This is a genomic window from Streptomyces sp. NPDC057565, from assembly GCF_042801455.1.
GTDB lineage: Bacteria > Actinomycetota > Actinomycetes > Streptomycetales > Streptomycetaceae > Streptomyces > Streptomyces yanii.
The window spans coordinates 281,642-299,489 of record NZ_JBHVFU010000005.1; the positions used below are offsets into that span (position 1 = coordinate 281,642).

18 protein-coding genes and 1 pseudogene are annotated in these 17,848 nt (G+C 69.3%); 3 read left to right on the top strand and 16 right to left on the bottom strand.

The genetic code is table 11. From position 1 onward, the window contains the following. Positions 1-55 precede the first annotated feature (55 nt). Positions 56-517: an SPW repeat protein gene (locus ACFU8W_RS13770; protein WP_384035875.1), complete on the top strand. Its 462-nt coding sequence runs from the start codon at positions 56-58 to the stop codon at positions 515-517. A 106-nt stretch (positions 518-623) separates the two neighbouring features. Here the strand turns inward: ACFU8W_RS13770 and ACFU8W_RS13775 are convergent. Then, positions 624-983, bottom strand: a pseudogene (locus ACFU8W_RS13775) (TetR/AcrR family transcriptional regulator); the annotation flags it as partial. Positions 984-1,191: 208 nt separating this feature from the next. On the opposite strand from ACFU8W_RS13775, the gene ACFU8W_RS13780 reads away from it, so the two are divergent. Further along, complete coding sequence (locus ACFU8W_RS13780) at positions 1,192-2,295, top strand: LLM class flavin-dependent oxidoreductase (protein WP_384035878.1); 1,104 nt, start codon at positions 1,192-1,194, stop codon at positions 2,293-2,295. A 248-nt stretch (positions 2,296-2,543) separates the two neighbouring features. Here ACFU8W_RS13780 and ACFU8W_RS13785 read toward each other — a convergent pair whose 3' ends face one another. From ACFU8W_RS13785 to ACFU8W_RS13840, 12 genes are all read right to left on the bottom strand, one after another. Then, positions 2,544-5,378 carry a DEAD/DEAH box helicase gene (locus tag ACFU8W_RS13785; RefSeq protein WP_384035880.1) on the bottom strand — a complete coding sequence of 945 codons (2,835 nt, stop codon included), beginning with the start codon at positions 5,376-5,378 and terminating at the stop codon, positions 2,544-2,546. A gap of 50 nt (positions 5,379-5,428) precedes the next feature. After that, the gene (locus tag ACFU8W_RS13790; protein ID WP_384035883.1) at positions 5,429-6,319 is read right to left on the bottom strand and encodes a diacylglycerol kinase; all 891 of its coding nucleotides are present in this window, start codon (positions 6,317-6,319) and stop codon (positions 5,429-5,431) included. A gap of 18 nt (positions 6,320-6,337) precedes the next feature. Further along, positions 6,338-7,288 (bottom strand): twin-arginine translocase subunit TatC, encoded by a 951-nt coding sequence (gene tatC / locus ACFU8W_RS13795; protein WP_345513045.1) that lies wholly within the window; start codon positions 7,286-7,288, stop codon positions 6,338-6,340. Positions 7,289-7,349: 61 nt separating this feature from the next. Continuing rightward, the gene (gene tatA / locus ACFU8W_RS13800; protein ID WP_384035887.1) at positions 7,350-7,640 is read right to left on the bottom strand and encodes a Sec-independent protein translocase subunit TatA; all 291 of its coding nucleotides are present in this window, start codon (positions 7,638-7,640) and stop codon (positions 7,350-7,352) included. A gap of 248 nt (positions 7,641-7,888) precedes the next feature. Next, the gene (locus tag ACFU8W_RS13805) at positions 7,889-8,086 is read right to left on the bottom strand and encodes a hypothetical protein (RefSeq protein ID WP_384035889.1); all 198 of its coding nucleotides are present in this window, start codon (positions 8,084-8,086) and stop codon (positions 7,889-7,891) included. Between the two features lie 51 nt (positions 8,087-8,137). Beyond that, on the bottom strand, positions 8,138-8,416 hold the full coding sequence (locus ACFU8W_RS13810) for a hypothetical protein (protein ID WP_266987643.1): 279 nt from the start codon (positions 8,414-8,416) through the stop codon (positions 8,138-8,140). A gap of 18 nt (positions 8,417-8,434) precedes the next feature. Continuing rightward, complete coding sequence (locus ACFU8W_RS13815; RefSeq protein ID WP_266987641.1) at positions 8,435-9,391, bottom strand: YafY family protein; 957 nt, start codon at positions 9,389-9,391, stop codon at positions 8,435-8,437. Positions 9,392-9,406: 15 nt separating this feature from the next. Further along, a complete protein-coding gene (locus ACFU8W_RS13820; RefSeq protein ID WP_345513040.1) occupies positions 9,407-10,360 on the bottom strand; it encodes a WYL domain-containing protein in 954 nt (317 codons plus the stop codon). A gap of 196 nt (positions 10,361-10,556) precedes the next feature. Beyond that, complete coding sequence (locus ACFU8W_RS13825; protein ID WP_345513039.1) at positions 10,557-10,928, bottom strand: FKBP-type peptidyl-prolyl cis-trans isomerase; 372 nt, start codon at positions 10,926-10,928, stop codon at positions 10,557-10,559. A gap of 43 nt (positions 10,929-10,971) precedes the next feature. Beyond that, complete coding sequence (locus ACFU8W_RS13830; RefSeq protein ID WP_384035895.1) at positions 10,972-11,919, bottom strand: FKBP-type peptidyl-prolyl cis-trans isomerase; 948 nt, start codon at positions 11,917-11,919, stop codon at positions 10,972-10,974. 127 nt (positions 11,920-12,046) lie between these two features. Continuing rightward, complete coding sequence (pafA, locus tag ACFU8W_RS13835; protein ID WP_266987634.1) at positions 12,047-13,408, bottom strand: Pup--protein ligase; 1,362 nt, start codon at positions 13,406-13,408, stop codon at positions 12,047-12,049. Positions 13,409-13,417: 9 nt separating this feature from the next. Next, a complete protein-coding gene (locus tag ACFU8W_RS13840; RefSeq protein WP_384035899.1) occupies positions 13,418-14,677 on the bottom strand; it encodes an MFS transporter in 1,260 nt (419 codons plus the stop codon). Between the two features lie 143 nt (positions 14,678-14,820). On the opposite strand from ACFU8W_RS13840, the gene ACFU8W_RS13845 reads away from it, so the two are divergent. After that, positions 14,821-15,849, top strand: a complete 1,029-nt coding sequence (locus ACFU8W_RS13845; RefSeq protein ID WP_384035902.1) for a LacI family DNA-binding transcriptional regulator — start codon at positions 14,821-14,823, stop codon at positions 15,847-15,849. A 55-nt stretch (positions 15,850-15,904) separates the two neighbouring features. Here the strand turns inward: ACFU8W_RS13845 and prcA are convergent, their stop codons facing one another. The 3 genes from prcA to ACFU8W_RS13860 are packed head-to-tail and all read right to left on the bottom strand — an operon-like array spanning position 15,905 to position 17,689. Next, entirely contained in the window at positions 15,905-16,729 is an 825-nt protein-coding gene (gene prcA / locus ACFU8W_RS13850; protein ID WP_345513034.1) for a proteasome subunit alpha, read from the bottom strand. A 58-nt stretch (positions 16,730-16,787) separates the two neighbouring features. After that, positions 16,788-17,633 carry a proteasome subunit beta gene (gene prcB, locus ACFU8W_RS13855; protein WP_345513032.1) on the bottom strand — a complete coding sequence of 282 codons (846 nt, stop codon included), beginning with the start codon at positions 17,631-17,633 and terminating at the stop codon, positions 16,788-16,790. After that, positions 17,585-17,689, bottom strand: coding sequence for a hypothetical protein (locus ACFU8W_RS13860; protein ID WP_376344573.1), 105 nt, complete (start codon positions 17,687-17,689; stop codon positions 17,585-17,587). Before ACFU8W_RS13860 ends, prcB begins: the two co-directional genes overlap by 49 nt. Between the last annotated feature and the right edge of the window lie 159 nt (positions 17,690-17,848).

A 17,848-nucleotide genomic window follows, 5' to 3' on the forward strand; every position in this document is an offset into this window, starting at 1 on the left:
CAGCACCCCCCCTCACACCACGGTCGGGCCTGCAGGATCGAAGGAGACGACTCTCATGTCCAACGTCTCACACACCCGCGCCGACATCACCAGCCACCCGGATGTGTCCGAAATGCGGGAGCGCTATGCCCGCATGCTCGGTGGTCGCGATGTGGCGCTCGTCGACGGACCGGTGTTCCTCGTCGGCCTCTACTGCGCCGTCTCGCCCTGGGTACTTCACTTCACCGCAAGCCAGCCCACCCTCGTGCAGCACAACCTGATCATGGGAATCGCGATCGCGGTGCTGGGACTCGGGTTCACGGCGATGCCGGACCGGATGTACGGCCTGAGCTGGGCCATCTGCGCCATGGGCATCTGGATGATCGTCTCGCCGTGGGTCGTCGGCAGCAGCCCCGACATGGGCGTCGTCCTCAACAACGTCATCATCGGCGGTCTGACCCTCCTGCTGGGGCTGGTCTGTGCCGGAGCGGCGGCGAGGAGCAATCGGACCCAGGGCACGCCCCTCAGCACTCCCTGAACGACGAAGGAGCGTGAGCTTCCGGCCGGTCCGCACGCAGCGGACCGGCCGAGGCACGTCCGGGGAAGGTCCTCGGGTGCCGGGTCCGCCGGCAGCCGTGCGCAAACTACGCGCGCTCCGCGACCACGATCCGCACCGCGTCCGCCGTCGCCTCCGCGAACGCGGCCACCGGCCGTTCCGGTCCGGACCGGCGCACCGGGATCACGCCTTCGATCAGTCCGAAGACCAGGTCGGTCCGGAGTGCCGGTTCCGGCTCGTCCAGCGCTGCCCCCGCACGGGTCGCCGCCAGCAGCGTCCCCCATGCCTCCTTCAGCTCCGCCCGCACCCGGTGGAACCCGGCGAACCGCGCGGCCTGCACCTCGGGCGGTACGTACAGCGCACCCGGGTTGTACGGCCCGCCGCACAGCAGCGCCACGTCCGAGCGGCAGAGCTCCCGGAGCCGTTCCTCGGCGGTCGCGCCTGTCTCGACCGCTGACCGGACACATGGTTGACGCCCTGCCGTTCCGCCTGTTCCACTGAGCGGATGCGTCCTCAGCTGCGGCTGGTCACCCGCGACCACATCGACTTCGGTCGAGTGTGGTCGGCCTCGTGTCGTCCCTGACTGCTCATACGTCAGCGCGTCAGCACCGCGCACCACCCGACCGGTTCACCGCAGCACGAGATGAGGCTTTGTCATGCCCGTCGAATTTCTCGGCATCGCAGCAACCAATGAAGGATCCGAGGTGACGCCCCGCTCCGGGGTGTCCTTCGACAAGGAATACACGCTCAAGCTCGCACGCGCGCATGAGGACCACGGCTGGGACCGGGTGCTCTTCGCCTACGGCTCGGGCTCCCCCGACCCGTCCCCGGCGGCCGCCTACATCGCGGCCCGCACGGACACCCTGCAGATCCTGGTCGCGCACCGGCCCAACGTCTCGTACCCGACGTTCGCCGCGAAGACCTTTGCCACCCTGGACCGGATCAGTGACGGCCGCCTCGCCGTGCACTTCATCACCGGCGGCAACGATCACGAGCAGCAGCGCGAGGGCGACTTCCTCACCAAGGACGAGCGGTACGCCCGCACCCGCGAGGCCATCCAGATCATCAAGAAGGCCTGGACCTCGCACGAGCCCTTCGATCACGAGGGCACCCACTACCGCTTCAACGACTTCGTGAGCGACACCTTCCCCGTCCAACAGCCCCACCCACGTGTCTCGTTCGGCGGTTCCTCGCCGGCGGCCTACGCGGCAGGGGGCGCAGAGGCCGACATCTACTGCCTCTGGGGCGAGCCTCTCGCCGAGACCGCGGAGCAGATCGCCGCAGTCCAGGCGGCTGCGAAGGCGGCAGGACGCGCCGACGTCCCGAAGATCCAGGTCGCCTTCCGCCCGATCATCGCACCGACCGAAGAACTCGCCTGGGAGAAGGCGCACCGGACGCTCGACCGGATCAAGGCCCGCAGGGCGGGCGCACCTCTCGGCCGACGCCACCCGCTCCGGAACCCGGAGAACGCGGGCTCCCGACGGCTGCTCGCGGTCGCCGCCCAGGGCGAGCGCCACGACCGTGCGCTGTGGACGCCGACCGCCGCCGAGACCGGTGGCGCGGGCAACTCGACGGCTCTGGTGGGCACACCGGAGACGGTCGCACAGGCCTTGCTGGACTACTACAACCTGGGTGTCGAAGTGCTGTCCGCCCGGGGCTACGACCTGCTCGACGACGCGATCGACTTCGGCCGGCATGTCATCCCGATCGTCCGGGAGGAAGTCGCCAAGCGGGACGCCGCGCGCACGGGCGCCGCGTAACCGGGGGCCGCCCTCGGCCCCCGGTCCTCCGACGCCGGACAGGCCGACAGATGTTCTCGATCGGCGGACGGGCTGGATCTGCCCGGCAGATCCAGCCCGTCCGGCCGTCCGAGGACCGGAGCCCGGGCAGAGCTCCGCCGCGCGGCGGAGCCGCACATCAGGTACGGCGGGAAGGGGCGGGCTCGGGCAGGAACGCCACAAGCGCCTCATCCGAGGCCCGGTCAACCGAACCCGCGGCGCACGACCCGTCACCCCACCGAGCTGTACGCCACAACCCCCCTGAGCACCGCATCCGTTGCCTTGCGCGCAGCGCGTGCGACGGACCCGGCGCCCGCGCCCGGCGGCGCCGCGGCCGCGATCTGCCCCAGCACATCGATGACCTGCTTGCACCACCGTACGAAGTCCCCCGCGGGCATCTCCGCCTCGCGCAGCACCTCGTCCAGCGTCCGTCCCGACGCCCACATGTAGACGGCCCAGGCGAATCCGAGATCCGGTTCCCGCTGCCCGACCCCCTCCGCCTGGTTGATCTTGAAGTCCTCCTCCAGGGCATCGAGTCGCCCCCAGATACGGACCATCTCGGCCATCGCCGTCTTCGCCGGCCCGGACGGCAGCTTCGGCGCCACGGCGTCGTCCGCCTGCCGCGCCTCGTACACCAGCGCGGACACGCACGCGGCGAGCTCCGCCGGGTTCAGCCCTTCCCAGACCCCTGCCCGCAGGCACTCGCTGGCCAGCAGGTCCAGTTCGCCATAGAGCCGGGCCAATCGCCGCCCGTGCTCGGTGACTTCATTGCCCCGGAGATAGTCGAGCTCGGTGAGGAGCGCCACGATCCGGTCGAAGGTGCGGGCGATCGTGTTCGTCCGCCCCTCGATCCGCCGCTCCAGCTGCTTCGTGTCCCGCTTCAGCCGGTGGTACCGCTCCGCCCACCGCGCATGGTCCTCGCGCTCGCTGCACCCATGGCACGGGTGGGCCCGCAACTCGGCCCGGTAGCGGGCGATCTGCTGGTCGTCCGCGGCCTCGGCCCGCCCCCTGCGGTGCCGCTCCGGCACGATGTGCCCTGCCTTGGTCCGCAGGGCCGATGCCAGATCGCGCCTCGACTGCGGCGAACGCGGGTTGAACGACTTCGGCACCCGCATCCGCTCCACCGCCTCGACCGGCACGGGGAAGTCGATCGACGCGAGCCGCTTGACCTGCCGCTCGGCGGTGAGCACCAACGGCCGCGGCCCGTCGTGGTATTCGAGCCCGCGATGCGCGTTGGCCCGCCCGGCGGGCAGCCCCGGGTCCAGCACGAGGGCCAGCCCGGCGAACTTCCCGGTCGGGACGTGGATGACGTCGCCCGGCTTCAGCTTCTCCAACGACGCGGCTGCGGCGGCCCGCCGCTGTGACGCGCCGTGCTTGGCGAGTTCCGTCTCCCGGTCCTTGAGGTCACGACGCAGCCGTGCGTACTCCTCGAAGTCACCGAGGTGGCAGGTCATGCCCTCGCGGTAGCCCTCGAGACCCTCCTCGTTCTTCTGCACCTGCCGGGAGATCCCGACGACCGAGCGGTCGGCCTGGAACTGGGCGAACGAGGTCTCCAGCAGTTCGCGCGACCGGTGCCGCCCGAACTGCTGCACCAGGTTCACGGCCATGTTGTAGGAGGGCCGGAAGCTGGACCGCAGCGGATACGTACGCGTACCCGCGAGTCCGGCGAGCGCCCCCGGGTCCATGCCGCGCTGCCACAGCACCACCGCATGGCCCTCGATGTCGATCCCCCGCCGCCCGGCACGCCCGGTCAGCTGGGTGTACTCGCCCGGGGTGATGTCGGCGTGCTGCTCGCCGTTCCACTTGACGAGCTTCTCCAGGACCACCGATCGGGCAGGCATGTTGATGCCGAGGGCGAGGGTCTCCGTCGCGAAGACCGCCTTGACGAGCCCGCGTACGAACAGTTCCTCGACGACCTCCTTGAAGGTCGGCAGCATGCCCGCGTGGTGCGCGGCGATGCCGCGCTCCAGACCTTCGAGCCACTCGTAGTAGCCGAGGACATGGAGATCCTCGGGTGGGATGGACGCGGTCCGCTCCTCGACGATCTCCCGCACCAGGCGGCGCTTGCTGTCGTCGTTGAGCCGCAGTCCGGCCTGGAGACACTGCTGCACGGCGGCCTCGCAGCCGGCCCGGCTGAAGATGAACGTGATGGCGGGCAACAGGCCTTCGGCGTCCAGCCGGTCGATGACCTCGGGCCTGGACGGGGTCCAGATCCGGCTGCGCTGGCGCCGCTCGCGCTCGCGGTCGGCCTCCCGCACCATCTTTCCGCGGCGCCGCTCGCGCGGGTTGTATCCGCGCTGGTTCTCCATGCGGGCGAGCCGGACGAGGTCGGGACTGACCTCGCGTCGGCCGACGCCGCGGCCGCCGTGGTCGGTCTCCTCCTCGAAGAGGTCGTACATCCGGCGGCCGGCCAGGACGTGCTGCCAGAGCGGCACGGGCCGGTTTTCGGAGACGATGACTTCGGTGTCACCGCGGACGGTGTCCAGCCAGTCGCCGAACTCCTCGGCGTTGGACACGGTCGCCGACAGCGACACCAGGGTCACCGAATCGGGCAGATGAATGATCACTTCTTCCCACACCGCGCCACGGAAGCGGTCGGAGAGGTAGTGCACCTCGTCCATCACCACATAACCGAGGCCACGCAGCGCCTGGGAGCCCGCGTACAGCATGTTCCGCAGCACTTCGGTGGTCATGACGACCACGGGTGCGTCCCCGTTGACACTGTTGTCGCCGGTCAGCAGGCCGACCTTGTCCGCGCCGTAACGCTTGACCAGATCGGTGAACTTCTGGTTGGACAGGGCCTTGATGGGTGTGGTGTAGAAGCACTTGCGGCCCTGACGCAGCGCGAGATGCACGGCGAACTCGCCGACGATCGTCTTGCCCGACCCGGTCGGGGCCGCGACCAGCACCCCTTTACCCGCCTCCAGGGCCTTGCATGCATCGATCTGGAACGGGTCCAGACCGAACTCGTACAACTCGCGGAAGGGCGCGAGTGCCGTGGCCTGCTCGGCGGCGCGGATCCGGAAAGCCTGGTATCGCTCAGCTGGTGAGAGGTCCTCTGTCATCTTGGTTACGAGCCTACCCGTCACCTCCGACAGTCAGCGCGATCTTTATTTCACTGCGCAAGAACCCTGGCCGCGCCCGGCACACAGGTCGCGGTGAGCGGCAGGGCACCGAGCGGTTCACCGTCCGCATACGCGGTGACACCGGCCGCGACCAGCTCGATCGACGAGACCCGGTGCACGGTGACCTTGGGATGACCGAGGTGCGTTCCCTTGTAGACGCGGGGAAACACCTTGAGCAGGGTGGTACGACTGCAGTCCCCGACGACGGTCACGTCGAAGAGCCCGTCGTCCATGACGGCGTCCGCACAGATCCGCATCCCGCCGCCGTACGTGGACCCGTTGCCCACGGCGATGAGCGTCGCCTCGATCTCCTGGACCGGTCCGCCGTCGAGCCTGATGCGGTACGGGATCGGTCTGAAGGCGGCGAGTTCGGCGAGGATCGCCAGGTCGTACTTGAACCGCCCGCCGACCCAGCGCATCCGGTTGCCCCGGTCGTTGACCCGGGAGTCGAAGCCGGAGGCGAGCACCGAACCGAACCATCGCTCCCCGACCCTGCCGAGGTCGATCTCGCGGATGCTCCCGCCCTTGAGCGCCTCGGCCGCGAGCCGTCCGGCGGCGGCCGGGTCCCGTATCGGCAGGCCGAGAGCGCGGGCGAAGTCGTTTCCGGTGCCGACGGCGACGACACCGAGGGGTGTCATGGTCCCCGCGACGGCCTGGAGGGCGAGGGACATCATGCCGTCCCCGCCCACGGCAATCAGCGCACCGGTTCCGCCCGCGACGGCCTCACGGGCCCGCCGCAGCGCATCGTCGGCGTCCTCGCCCAGCACCGTGCGTACGGAGAATCCTGCGGCCCGCAACGCGGAAGCGGCCGGCTGCGCGGCGTGCGCGCCCCGGCCGCGTCCTGCGGTGGGATTGACGAAGAGGGTGATCTCGCTGGTCACCCGGGGGACCTTACAAGGTCAGGTGATGTCGTCGTAACCGTTCACCCGGTCACGGTCCGGCCCCGCTTGTGCGGGCAGCGACCCGCCCGTCGACACCGATTCGATCTCACCGATGTCCTCGGGGGTCAGGTCCAGCTCCGACGCCTCGTCATCGGCGGGTCCTTCCGCCGCACGCAGTGCCTTGCGGCGGTCGTTGAGGAGCGAGAGCGCCGTGGCACAGAAGTACAGGACCCAGATCGGCCCGGCGAGGGCCAGCATGGTGAGCGGGTCCGTACTGGGCGTGGCCAGGGCGGCGAAGACCGTGATTCCCATGATCATCCCGCGCCACCAGCCGAGCATCCGCTTGCCGGTGATGACCCCGCCGAGGTTCAGCATGACGAGCAACAGGGGCAGCTCGAAGGAGAGTCCGAAGACCACCACCATGCGCGTGATCAGGTCCAGCAGGTCATCGAGCGGCAGCTGGTTGTCCAGGCCGGCCGGCGAGAAGTCCAGCAGGACCTTGGCCATTGTGGGCAGCGTCTTGTACGCGAAGAAGCCACCGGCGAGGAAGAGCGGGAAGCCCGCGCCGACGAAGGCGAGCGAGTACTTCTTCTCGTGCTTGTGCAGACCGGGGGCGATGAACGCCCACAGCTGGTAGAGCCAGATCGGCGACGAAAGAACGACGCCCGCCATGAGGGAGACCTTGAGCGCAAGGGTGAACGGTGTCAGCAGACCGTTCAGGACGATGCGCGCACAGGTGCCGTCCTCCTTCTTCGCGAGTTCGGCGAAGCTCGCCTCGCAACCGACCGCCTTCAGCACCGGATCGGTGAAGAACTCGATGATCCCCTTGTAGAAGAACGCGGCGACGATCGTGACGACGACGATCGCCAGCAGAGCCTTCGCCAGCCGGTTACGCAGCTCACGCAGGTGCTCCACCAGGGGCATGCGGCCCTCTGGGTCCGTCTCCTGTTTGCGGGCAGACTTGAGCAACCCACGTCCTCATCTCGTGCAGCAGGCCGTCACCATCACGGCGCCTGCGTCGGCCCGGTTGTCAGCGGTTGGTCGAGTCGGTCGGCTCGGCAACCGGACGCGAGCTCGTCACATCGCCGGGCGCGGCCTTGATGGTGCGCTGGGCGGTCTGGTCCTGGGCGGCGTCGTTCGGCGGGTCCGCGGGGGTGGCCGTCGCGGCACCCTCGGACTTCATGGCCTTGGCCTCGCTCTTGAGGATGCGGGCCGACTTGCCGAGCGAGCGAGCCATGTCAGGAAGCTTCTTCGCGCCGAACAGCAGAACAATGACGACGAGGATCAGGATGATCTCGGGAGCTCCGAGCCTTCCGAACATATGCGTGTACCTTCTCACCGAGGCAGCAGGGGTGGGGCTGATCGAGCGTCGGACAGACGTCCGATCTTCGTACTGTCAGCGATCGTATCCCGCAGGAGTAAACGCAGGGCAATACCCATGCATCCTTGCGATTACGGCCCACGCCTCGCTCTCAGGGCCGCCACCAGCAGCGTACCCTCCGAACCTGAGAAACAGGAGGCCCTGCCCGCCCCGATCGACCGGTCCGGCGCACAGCTTCCTGGTCCGTGTCAGCGCAACGCCTCGCCGGTGGCGGCGAGATCGGTTGCGGCCCGTTCGAGATCCTCGGCCGCCCGGTTGATGCGCCGAGTGGTCTGGGCCACCTGTCGCCCCAGGCGCTGGGCCTCGACGAACACCTTGATGGCCAGCACGCCGAGGACGGCGATCCCGAGGAATCCCAGGACGATGGCGAGCATGGGCCAGAACATGCGCAGAGCCTCGATGTTGTCTAGGTGTCACAGGAGCCGGGAGTCCGTGGGTCAGGGGTTCTGAAGGCTGGTGTGGAGGCGCAGAGTCCGCACGCCCCCACCTGTGAGGAGTTCCACTATCCGCTCCCCGGCGGGCTTGCGGACGGCGGCGCCGCACTCGGGGCAGGTGAACGAGTAGAACGTGGTGCGACGGCTGGAGCCGATGGCGAGGCGCAGGGCGCCCGCCGCGAGCTCGAAGCGCCCGCGGCAGTCCGGGCAGGCCGCCTTGAACCGTACGGACTCCGGAACCACCACAGTTGAGATACCCGACATCACAGACATATTGCTCATATCTCCTCAGGTATCCGCTCAGGCAGGGCCGTCGTAGGCGGCGAGCGCTGCCCGCGCCGCCTGCTGCGCGCTCTGCGCCAGCTCCGGCGGGGCGACGATGCGCCCTTCCCCGCCGAGCCGCAGCGCAAGCCTGCGCAGCGACGCCGGATCGGGCGTGCGCAAGGTGATCCGCAGTCCGCCGTCGGCCAGTTCCTCCGCGCTGTCGTGCGGGTAGTACTCGGCGACCCACCGGCCACCGGGCCCGACCTCGATCACCACCTCGGGGTCCTCGGCCGCCGGTTGCACCAGTCCCTCGGACAGGTCCCGCAGTTCCAGCTCTGGCGGTGCGGACGGCTCGTCCAGCAGCCGGATCTCGGCGACCCGGTCGAGCCGGAACGTACGCCGGTCCTCGGAGGACCTGCACCAGGCCTCCATGTACGTATGCCCCACGGCGAACAGCCGGATCGGGTCCACCTCGCGCTCGGTGAGCTCGTCGCGCGCGGGTGAGTAGTACCGCAGCCAGAGCCGGCGCCGCTCCGAGATCGCCCGGTCGACATCGGCGAAGACGCCGCCCTCGGACTCGAAGGTGACCGAGAGCCGGGAGCTCGCCGCCCCGACCTCACCGGCGGCCGTCTCCAGCTTGGCGGTGGCCCGCAGCAGTGCCTGCCGGTCGCTCTCCCGCAGCCCCGGCAGCGTCGCCACGGCGCGCGCCGCAACCAGCAGGGCCGTCGCCTCGTCCGCCGCGAGCCGCAGCGGCTCCGCCACGTCGTCCGGGTTGTGCCACCAGATCCGGTCACCGTCGGTGTCGATGTCCAGCAGATCGCCGCCGCGGAAGCTCGTCCCGCACATGGGCAGGACGTCGAGGTCCGAGATCAGCTCGTCCTCGGTGATCCCGAAGGCCCGGGCCACGTCCTGCACATGGGCGCCGGGGCGCTCCCTCAGATACGTCACGAGGGACAGCATCCGGCGCGTCTGGTCGATCGCGTTCGTCGCCATGAATACGGTCCCTCCTCAGTCCTTGGCCACGGCGCGCAGCCGGTCGACCACATCGGCCCGCAGATCCGCGGGTTCCTGCACGACCACGTCCGGGCCGAATTCGACGAGCCAGGCGTCGAGACCGTGTCCGTACGGAATCTCCAACTCATCCCAGCCGTCGCCGAGTTCCCGCACCGATATCGCCCGCGAGCGCAGCGGGTATCCGGAGCCGGACCGCAACCGGATCAGCGCGGTCCGGGTCGCCGTCTCCCCCGCCCAGCTCTCGACGGTCTCCCGGACGGTCACCACGTCGGGCACCTCGGCGGTGAACACCCCGGCCCGTGAACGGACCCGGCCGGTGATCCGGGACAGGCGGAACACCCGCTCGGCACGACGGTCACGGTCCCAGCCGGCCAGATACCAGTGACCGCGCCAGCACTCGAGCGTCCAGGGCTCGACCTGCCGCTGCTCCGGGCGGGCGGCATTGGCCTTGCGGTAGTCGAAGGTGACCGGACGGCGGTCGCGGCACGCCAGCATCAACGGCTCGAACGCTGCCTCATGGACCGGGATACGGGGTTCGAGGGCGCTGTGCACCTCGTACGCGTCCTCGGCCTCCGGCATCCCGGCGGCCCGGAGCTTCTGGAGCGCGCCACTGGCCGCGCCCGCGAGCCGGGCCTGCTGCCACACCTTTGCCGCCAGCCCCAGCGCCGCGGCCTCCTCGGCGTCCAGCGTGATCGGCGGCAGCCGGTTGCTGTCCCGGCGGGCCAGGTAGCCGATGTCGCCGTCCAGGTTCTCCACGGTCTCGATGACCAGACCGAGCTCGCGCAGATCGTCCTTGTCCCGCTCGAACATCCGGTTGAAGGCTTCGTCGGAGCCCGCTTCCAGATAGGCCTCGATGGAACCGCGCAGCTCGCGCTTGCTGAGCGGGCGCCGGGTCCCCAGCAGGCACAGCGCCAGGTTCATCAGCCGCTCGGCCTTGGCAATCGCCATCGGCGCCCTTTCTCTACGTGCTCTACGACCCTCGACCGTACCGCTCCGGAGTGTCCGGACAAAAGCCAGGAGGGTGCTGAAGATCTCGGCGCGCGAGAGCGGCCAAGATCTTCAGCACCCTCCTGGGGCCCACGCTCCACGGAACGAGGGCCCGTGCAGTCCGGCACGGGCCCTCGTGATGTGTCCGCGGGACGGATCAGACGGCGATCAGGTCGCAGACGAAGATCAGCGTCTCGCCGGGGGCGATACGGCCGCCGGCGCCGCGGTCACCGTACGCGAGGTGCGCGGGGATGGTCAGCTGGCGACGGCCGCCGACCTTCATGCCCTGCACGCCCTGGTCCCAGCCGGAGATGACCTGACCGACGCCGAGCTGGAACTGCAGCGGGGTGCCGCGGTTCCACGAGGCGTCGAACTCCTCGCCGGTGGAGAAAGCCACGCCCACGTAGTGGACCTTGACCATGTCGCCGGCCTTGGCGACCGCACCGTCGCCCTCCCAGATGTCCTTGATCTCCAGGTCGGCCGGCGGCTCGCCGCCCGGGAAGTCGATCTCGGGCTTCTCGATGCTCACTGAACTGCTCCTCCACATGAATAACTGGGCAACCGGGACAGTCTTACATCTTCGCCAGCAGGTCCACCGCGAACACCAGGGTGGACTTGGCGGGGATGGACTGCTGCGCCTTGTCGCCGAAGGCCTGGTCCGGCGGGATGACCAGCAGGACACGGCTGCCGATCTTCTTGCCGATCAGCCCGTTCTTCAGCCCCTTGAGGGTCACCTGGGCCAGCGGGAAGGTCTGGGTCTTGCCCGTGGCGTACGTGCTGTCGAACGTCTTTCCGTCCTTCCACAGCAGGCCCACGTAGTTCACGACAACGCTGTCGGTCTCCTTGATGACCTCGCCCTTGGACTCCAGGATGTAATTGGAGACGAGCTTCGTCGGCGGGTCGGTCTTCTCCGGGATCTTGACCGTCGGAGCCTTGCCGTCGGTGTTGGTGCCCACCTTCGGCAGCTCGCTGTTGTCCTGGGCGACCGCAGTGCCCTCGGCCGACGCCGGGATGTGCGTCGCCTTCAGGATGTCCACGACGAAGACGAGGGTGGCGTTCGGCTTGATGTCGCCCTGCCCCTGCGCACCGTAACCGAGGTCCGGCGGGATGACGAGCTGGACGCGGCTGCCGACCTTCTTCCCCAGGAGCCCCTGGTCCCAGCCCTTGATGACCATGCCGGCACCGAGGGTCAGATCGAACGGCTGCTTACGGTCGAAACTGTTGTCGAACGGCTTCGTGGAGTCCCACGCCTGTCCGAGGTAGTTGACCTGGATCGCGTCGCCGTTCTTCAGCGCCGCGCCCTTTCCCTCACTGACGACACGCGTCTTCAGATCCTTGGGAGGATCGCCCTCTCCCTTGGACAGGGTGGGCTTCTCGCCGAACTTCGCACCCGCGGTGATCGCGGGGAATGCGTTCTTCGAGGCGGAGGCTGAAGCGGAGTCGGATCCCTTGTCGTCGCCGCCGCACGCCGCTGTCAGCAGCAGCAGGGGGACAACGAGAAGGCCGGCAAGTCGGCGCACTGGTTCCTCAGATCTCAGACGGCACAGTTGGTTGGGTCCCCGACACTCTAGGGCGTGCACAGGGCCCCGTACGAGGACGTACGGGGCCCGAGTCGCACAAGAGAGCCGAGGCGCGTCCTGCGCCGGCTCACATACCCGCAATCAGCTTTTCCACTCGATCGTCCACGGAACGGAACGGGTCCTTGCACAACACCGTGCGCTGCGCCTGGTCGTTGAGCTTGAGATGGACCCAGTCGACGGTGAAGTCCCGCCGCTGCTCCTGGGCCCTTCGGATGAAGTCACCGCGCAGCCGCGCCCGGGTGGTCTGCGGGGGCACGGACTTGCCCTCGAAGATCTTCAGGTCGTTGCAGATGCGGGCGGCCTGCCCCTTGCGCTCCAGCAGGTAGTACAGCCCGCGCCGCCGGTGGATGTCGTGGTAGGCGAGGTCTATCTGGGCGACCCGCGGATGCGACATCGTCATGTTGTGCTTGGCCCGGTACCGCTCGATGAGCTTGTATTTCATCACCCAGTCGATCTCGGTCCCGATCCGGTCGAGGTCCTCGGTCTCGATCGCGTCGAGCGTACGGCCCCACAGCTCCAGGACCTGTTCGACGGTGCCGGTGCGGATGCCGCGGCGGTCGACGAAGTCCACGGCCTTCTCGTAGTACTCCCGCTGCACCTCGATGGCGGACGCCTCGCGGCCGCTGGCGAGGCGTACCTTGCGCTGTCCCGTGATGTCGTGACTGACCTCACGGATCGCCCGGATCGGGTTCTCCAGCGTCAGATCACGCATCACCGTGCCCGCTTCGATCATGCGGAGCACCAGGTCCGTCGCGCCGACCTTGAGCAACATCGTCGTCTCGGACATGTTGGAGTCACCGACGATGACATGGAGGCGGCGGTACCGCTCCGCGTCCGCGTGCGGTTCGTCGCGGGTGTTGATGATCGGACGGGAGCGCGTCGTCGCGGAGCTGACGCCCTCCCAGATGTGCTCGGCACGCTGGCTGACGCAGTAGACCGCGCCGCGCGGGGTCTGCAGCACCTTGCCCGCGCCACAGAGCAGCTGCCTCGTGACGAGGAAGGGAATGAGGATGTCCGCGAGCCGGGAGAATTCTCCGTGCCGCGCCACGAGGTAGTTCTCGTGGCACCCGTAGGAGTTTCCCGCCGAATCGGTGTTGTTCTTGAAGAGATAGACGTCGCCCGCGATTCCCTCCTCGTGCAGGCGGCGTTCGGCATCGACAAGCAGGCCTTCGAGAATGCGCTCGCCGGCCTTGTCGTGGGTGACCAGCTCGGTCAGATTGTCGCATTCGGGGGTTGCATATTCCGGATGCGATCCCACGTCGAGGTAGAGGCGGGCGCCGTTCCGCAGAAAGACATTGCTGCTGCGGCCCCATGACACGACACGGCGGAAGAGGTAGCGCGCCACTTCGTCAGGAGACAGTCGGCGCTGTCCCCTGAACGTGCACGTGACGCCGTACTCGTTCTCCAGCCCGAAAATGCGGCGGTCCATGACTGAACATTACGCCTGATGGCCCGAGCTGAAACCGGGTTGGACAGCACCGTTTCGATCATTTTCCGATCCCTGCACGGAAACGTCCGTACGCCCGGGAACTGCGAGGACCCTTCCCGTCGCCAGCAGAACCATCAGCGCGGCCACTCCACCGGCCCCCGCGACGGCGAAGCTCCACGCCGTACCGCCCAGCTCGACGGCCGGGCCCGCCACGGCCGTTCCCGCCGCCGCACCCACCCCGAACGTCGTCACGAGCCAGGAGAACGCCTCCGTCACCGTGCCCCGCGGAGCATGCCGGTCCACGACGATGAACGAGCACGCGATCGCCGGCGCCAGGAACACCCCGGCGAGCGCGGCCAGGGCGGTCATCGCCACCACACCGGGTGTCAGCATCAGCGGCAGATAGCCGAGGGCCAGCAGCGCGACGACGACCCGCAGCCGGCGCTCCGGCGCCCCGGCCCACTGGCGTGCGCCGTACACCGCCCCGCCGATCAGCGCGCCGAGGCCGAGCGCGGCCATCAGCCAGCCGTAGACCGCCTCCCGGCCGTGGTCGTCGGCGTACGCGACGCCCGCCACCGTGATCGAGCCCAGCGCGAGCCCGACGAAGAAGAAGGAACCGAGAAGCGCCAGCAGCCCCGGCGAGCGCAGCGCGCCCAGCCAGTGCGCCTCGCGGGGCGCCGAACGCCAGGTGCGGGAGGGCTCCGACACCACCACGGAGAGCGCACCCAGCACTCCTATGGTGTTGATGACGAACAGCGCGGCGGCGGGCGACCAGAGCGAGACCAGCACCGTCACCAGCAGCGGGCCCACGGTGAACATGACCTCCTGGGCCACCGCATCCATGGCGTACGCCCGGTGCACCCGGTCCTCCCTCCCCAGGACCGTCGGCCACAGCGCCCGCAGGCCGCCCTCCAGCGGCGGCGTGAACACCCCTGCCACGATCACGGCCCCGTACGCCAGCGGAAGCGATCCGAGGCCCACCAGAGCCAGCAGGAACATGCCCAGCGCGGAGACGACGGCCGCGGGGAGCTGGACGCGCGGCTGGCCGTACAGGTCCACCGCCCGGCCCAGCAGGGGCTGCCCGACCGCCGTGGCCAGGCCGTACACCGCCGCGAGTGCCCCCGCCAGGGTGTAGCTGCCGCCCTCGGCCCGGGTGAACAGGACGATCGCGATGTGGGCGGTGCCGCTCGGCAGCCGCCCCACCAGCGTGCCGATCAGCAGCCGTGCGGCATGCCGCGCCCGGAGGATGTCCAGATATCCCGCGGCCATGTCCGCCCCTCTCCCCCGAGGGCCTTCCGGACACCTTGAGGTTTTACGTATAACGTCGAGCTTCATACGTACCATGTGCCCTGTCCTCAGGTCCACCTCACCGTCCGCACCAGCACCGCACCCGCCCAGCCCGGAGGTCCCTCGTGACCAGCGCATCCCAGCCCGCCCCGGCCCGGCCCACCAGCCGCGACGTCGCGCGGGCCGCAGGCGTCTCCCAGGCCACCGTCTCGCTCGTCCTCGGCGGCAAATGGCGCGGCAGGGTCTCCGAGGCGACCGCCGAGCGCGTCCGCGCCGCCACCCAGGACCTCGGCTACCGGCCCAATCTCGCCGCCCGCAGCCTCCGCCTCGGCCGCACCAGGACCGCGCTGCTGGTGGTCCCGGCGCTCACCAACGAATTCTTCGCGCGCGTCTACACCGGCGCCGCCGCCGTCGCCGCCGAACACGACTTCGGGGTCGTCCTCTACCCCTCCCCCGACGGCACGGGCCCGGCCAGGGACCCCTTCGCCTCCGCCCGCGCCGCCCTCGACGGGGTCATCGCCTCGTCCATGGCCGCCGATGCGCTGGACGCCCTGCGCGGCGCCGACCTGCCTCTGGTCATGCTGGACAGCGACCCCGCGGACACCGGCGTCGCGGCCCGGGTCAACCTCGACATCGCCGACGGCATGCGACAGGTGACGGACCATCTGCTCACCCTCGGCCACCGCCGCTTCCTGCACCTGGCGTCGGCCATCGACTCCTGGACCTTCGCCGTTCGCGCCGGGGCCGTCCACGACACCTTGCGGACCGTGCCGGGTGCCTCCGTACGGACCGTTCCGGCGGCGCTCGACGTACGGGCCGGCCGGGAAGCCACGGAACACGCTCTGGCCGCCCCCGGCCCCCGGCCGACCGCGATCATCTGCGACGACGACATCCTCGCCGCGGGCGCCTGCAAGGCCGCCCGCCGGCTCGGCCTGCGGGTCCCCGACGACCTCTCCGTCACCGGCTTCGACGACCTGGCTCTGGCGACCGCCGTCGAACCCGAACTCACCACCGTTCAGCTCCCCGCCGAGCAGGTCGGCGAGCGCGGCATGACCGCCCTCCTGTCCGTGCTCGACGGCTCTCCGGCCGAACCCGGCAGCCTGCCGGTGCACCTGGTCGTCCGCGGCTCCTCCGGGCCCCCGCCCCGTTCATGACGATGCCCCGGCCCGCCGCGAACGGTGGACCGGGGCACAAGGACATCCGGCAGGACTACTCCGGGGACGCCGGCGGCTCCCCGGACTCGGCAGCCCCCGACGACTTCGTGACATCGGTGGGAGCCTCGCCCCCCTCGCCGTCCTCCAGGTCCGACGGGGCATCCGTCGGCGTGGCCCCGCCGTCGGCCTCCAGCAGCCGCGCCAGCTGCCGCCCGACGATCCGCTTGAACTTGCGCTGCTGAGGTCGCGTACGGTCCAGGACCGCCACCTCGAGCCGCTCCGCGGGGATCTCCCGCTCGCTCCCATTGGGATCACGGGACAGTGCCTGCACAGCCAGCTTGAGCGCCTCCGCCAGCGTCATTCCGTCCCGGTGGCGCTGATCCAGGAACGTACTGATCTGTTCCGCATTGCCGCCCACCGCGACCGAGCCGTGCTCGTCCACGATCGAGCCGTCGTGCGGCAGCCGGTAGATCTGATCACCCTCGGGCTCGGTGCCCACCTCGGCGACCACCAGCTCCACCTCGTACGGCTTCTCCGCCGCACTGGAGAAAATGGTGCCCAGGGTCTGCGCATAGACGTTGGCCAGCCCACGGGCCGTCACATCATCACGGTCGTAGGTATATCCGCGGAGATCGGCGTAACGGACGCCGCCGATGCGCAGATTCTCGTACTCGTTGTACTTACCGGCGGCGGCGAAACCGATCCGGTCATAGATCTCGCTGAACTTGTGCAGCGCACGGGACGGGTTCTCGCCGACGAACACAATGCCGTCGGCGTACTGCAGCACAACCAGGCTGCGACCACGGGCAATGCCCTTCCGGGCGTATTCCGCCCGGTCGGCCATGGCCTGCTGAGGTGAGACATAGAACGGCGTCGACACCGGCTATCCGTCCCTTTCTGTCAGTGACGAGTGCATCGAAGAAGCCCCGGGGTCCGGATCAGAGCAGCGCGGCGCGCGGGCCGTCGGGCTGTTCCATCCGGCGCTCCAGGATCGACCGCGCGATGTCGGAGGATTCCGCATCGGCGAGCCTCCGGAAGCCCTCGTCGGTGATGACGGTGACGATCGGATAGATCCGCCGGGCCACATCGGGACCGCCGGTCGCCGAGTCGTCGTCCGCTGCGTCGTACAGCGCCTGCACGACCAGGGTGAGCGCCTCCTGCTCCGTCAGGTCCTCGCGGTAGAGCTTCTTCATCGCCCCGCGGGCGAAGATCGATCCGGAGCCGGTGGACGCGTATCCCTGCTCCTCGGAGCGGCCACCGGTGACGTCGTACGAGAAGATCCGGCCCTTCTCGCGGTCGACGTCGAAGCCGGCGAAGAGCGGAACCACGGCGAGGCCCTGCATGGCCATGGCCAGATTGCTGCGGATCATCGTGGAGAGCCGGTTCGCCTTGCCCTCCAGGGAGAGCTGGACCCCCTCGACCTTCTCGAAGTGCTCCAGTTCCAGCTGGAAGAGCTTGACCATCTCCACGGCGAGGCCGGCCGTACCGGCGATGCCCACCGCCGAGTACTCGTCGGCCGGGAAGACCTTCTCGATGTCGCGCTGCGCGATCATGTTGCCCATGGTCGCCCGCCGGTCGCCGGCGAGCACCACACCACCGGCGAACGTCACGGCGACGATGGTCGTCCCGTGCGGCGCCTCGATCGCCCCCTGCAGGGGCGGCAGCTGCCGGTTGCCCGGGAGCATCTCGGGAGAATGGTCGGACAGGAAGTCCATGAACGAAGAGGATCCCGGCGTCAGGAAGGCAGCTGGTAGACGCCCGGTGCTACGAGTGTTGGCTTCCACGCGTTTCCCTCCAGGTATGCGATGGCCCTGCGCAAGGTGTCAGGATCATCCCCCAACTTGCCGATGGCCGAATTGCAGTTGATGCGGTTACGCCACGGACCCTACCCGCCCCGTGGCGGTGATCCACATGCGCGGCGGAGGCAGCTGTGCCCGCGCGGCACGGGATGGCCTTCTCCCGTACCGCGCGCGCCGCACCGCTCCCCGGTCGTTCACAT

Excerpts from the sequence above, each read along its gene's own strand:
- ACFU8W_RS13770 (WP_384035875.1), top strand. The coding sequence starts at position 56 with ATGTCCAACGTCTCACACACCCGCGCCGACATCACCAGCCACCCGGAT.
- ACFU8W_RS13780 (WP_384035878.1), top strand. The coding sequence starts at position 1,192 with ATGCCCGTCGAATTTCTCGGCATCGCAGCAACCAATGAAGGATCCGAG.
- ACFU8W_RS13785 (WP_384035880.1), bottom strand. The coding sequence starts at position 5,378 with ATGACAGAGGACCTCTCACCAGCTGAGCGATACCAGGCTTTCCGGATC.
- tatA (WP_384035887.1), bottom strand. The coding sequence starts at position 7,640 with ATGTTCGGAAGGCTCGGAGCTCCCGAGATCATCCTGATCCTCGTCGTC.
- ACFU8W_RS13805 (WP_384035889.1), bottom strand. The coding sequence starts at position 8,086 with ATGTTCTGGCCCATGCTCGCCATCGTCCTGGGATTCCTCGGGATCGCC.
- ACFU8W_RS13810 (WP_266987643.1), bottom strand. The coding sequence starts at position 8,416 with ATGAGCAATATGTCTGTGATGTCGGGTATCTCAACTGTGGTGGTTCCG.
- ACFU8W_RS13815 (WP_266987641.1), bottom strand. The coding sequence starts at position 9,391 with ATGGCGACGAACGCGATCGACCAGACGCGCCGGATGCTGTCCCTCGTG.
- ACFU8W_RS13820 (WP_345513040.1), bottom strand. The coding sequence starts at position 10,360 with ATGGCGATTGCCAAGGCCGAGCGGCTGATGAACCTGGCGCTGTGCCTG.
- pafA (WP_266987634.1), bottom strand. The coding sequence starts at position 13,408 with ATGGACCGCCGCATTTTCGGGCTGGAGAACGAGTACGGCGTCACGTGC.
- ACFU8W_RS13840 (WP_384035899.1), bottom strand. The coding sequence starts at position 14,677 with ATGGCCGCGGGATATCTGGACATCCTCCGGGCGCGGCATGCCGCACGG.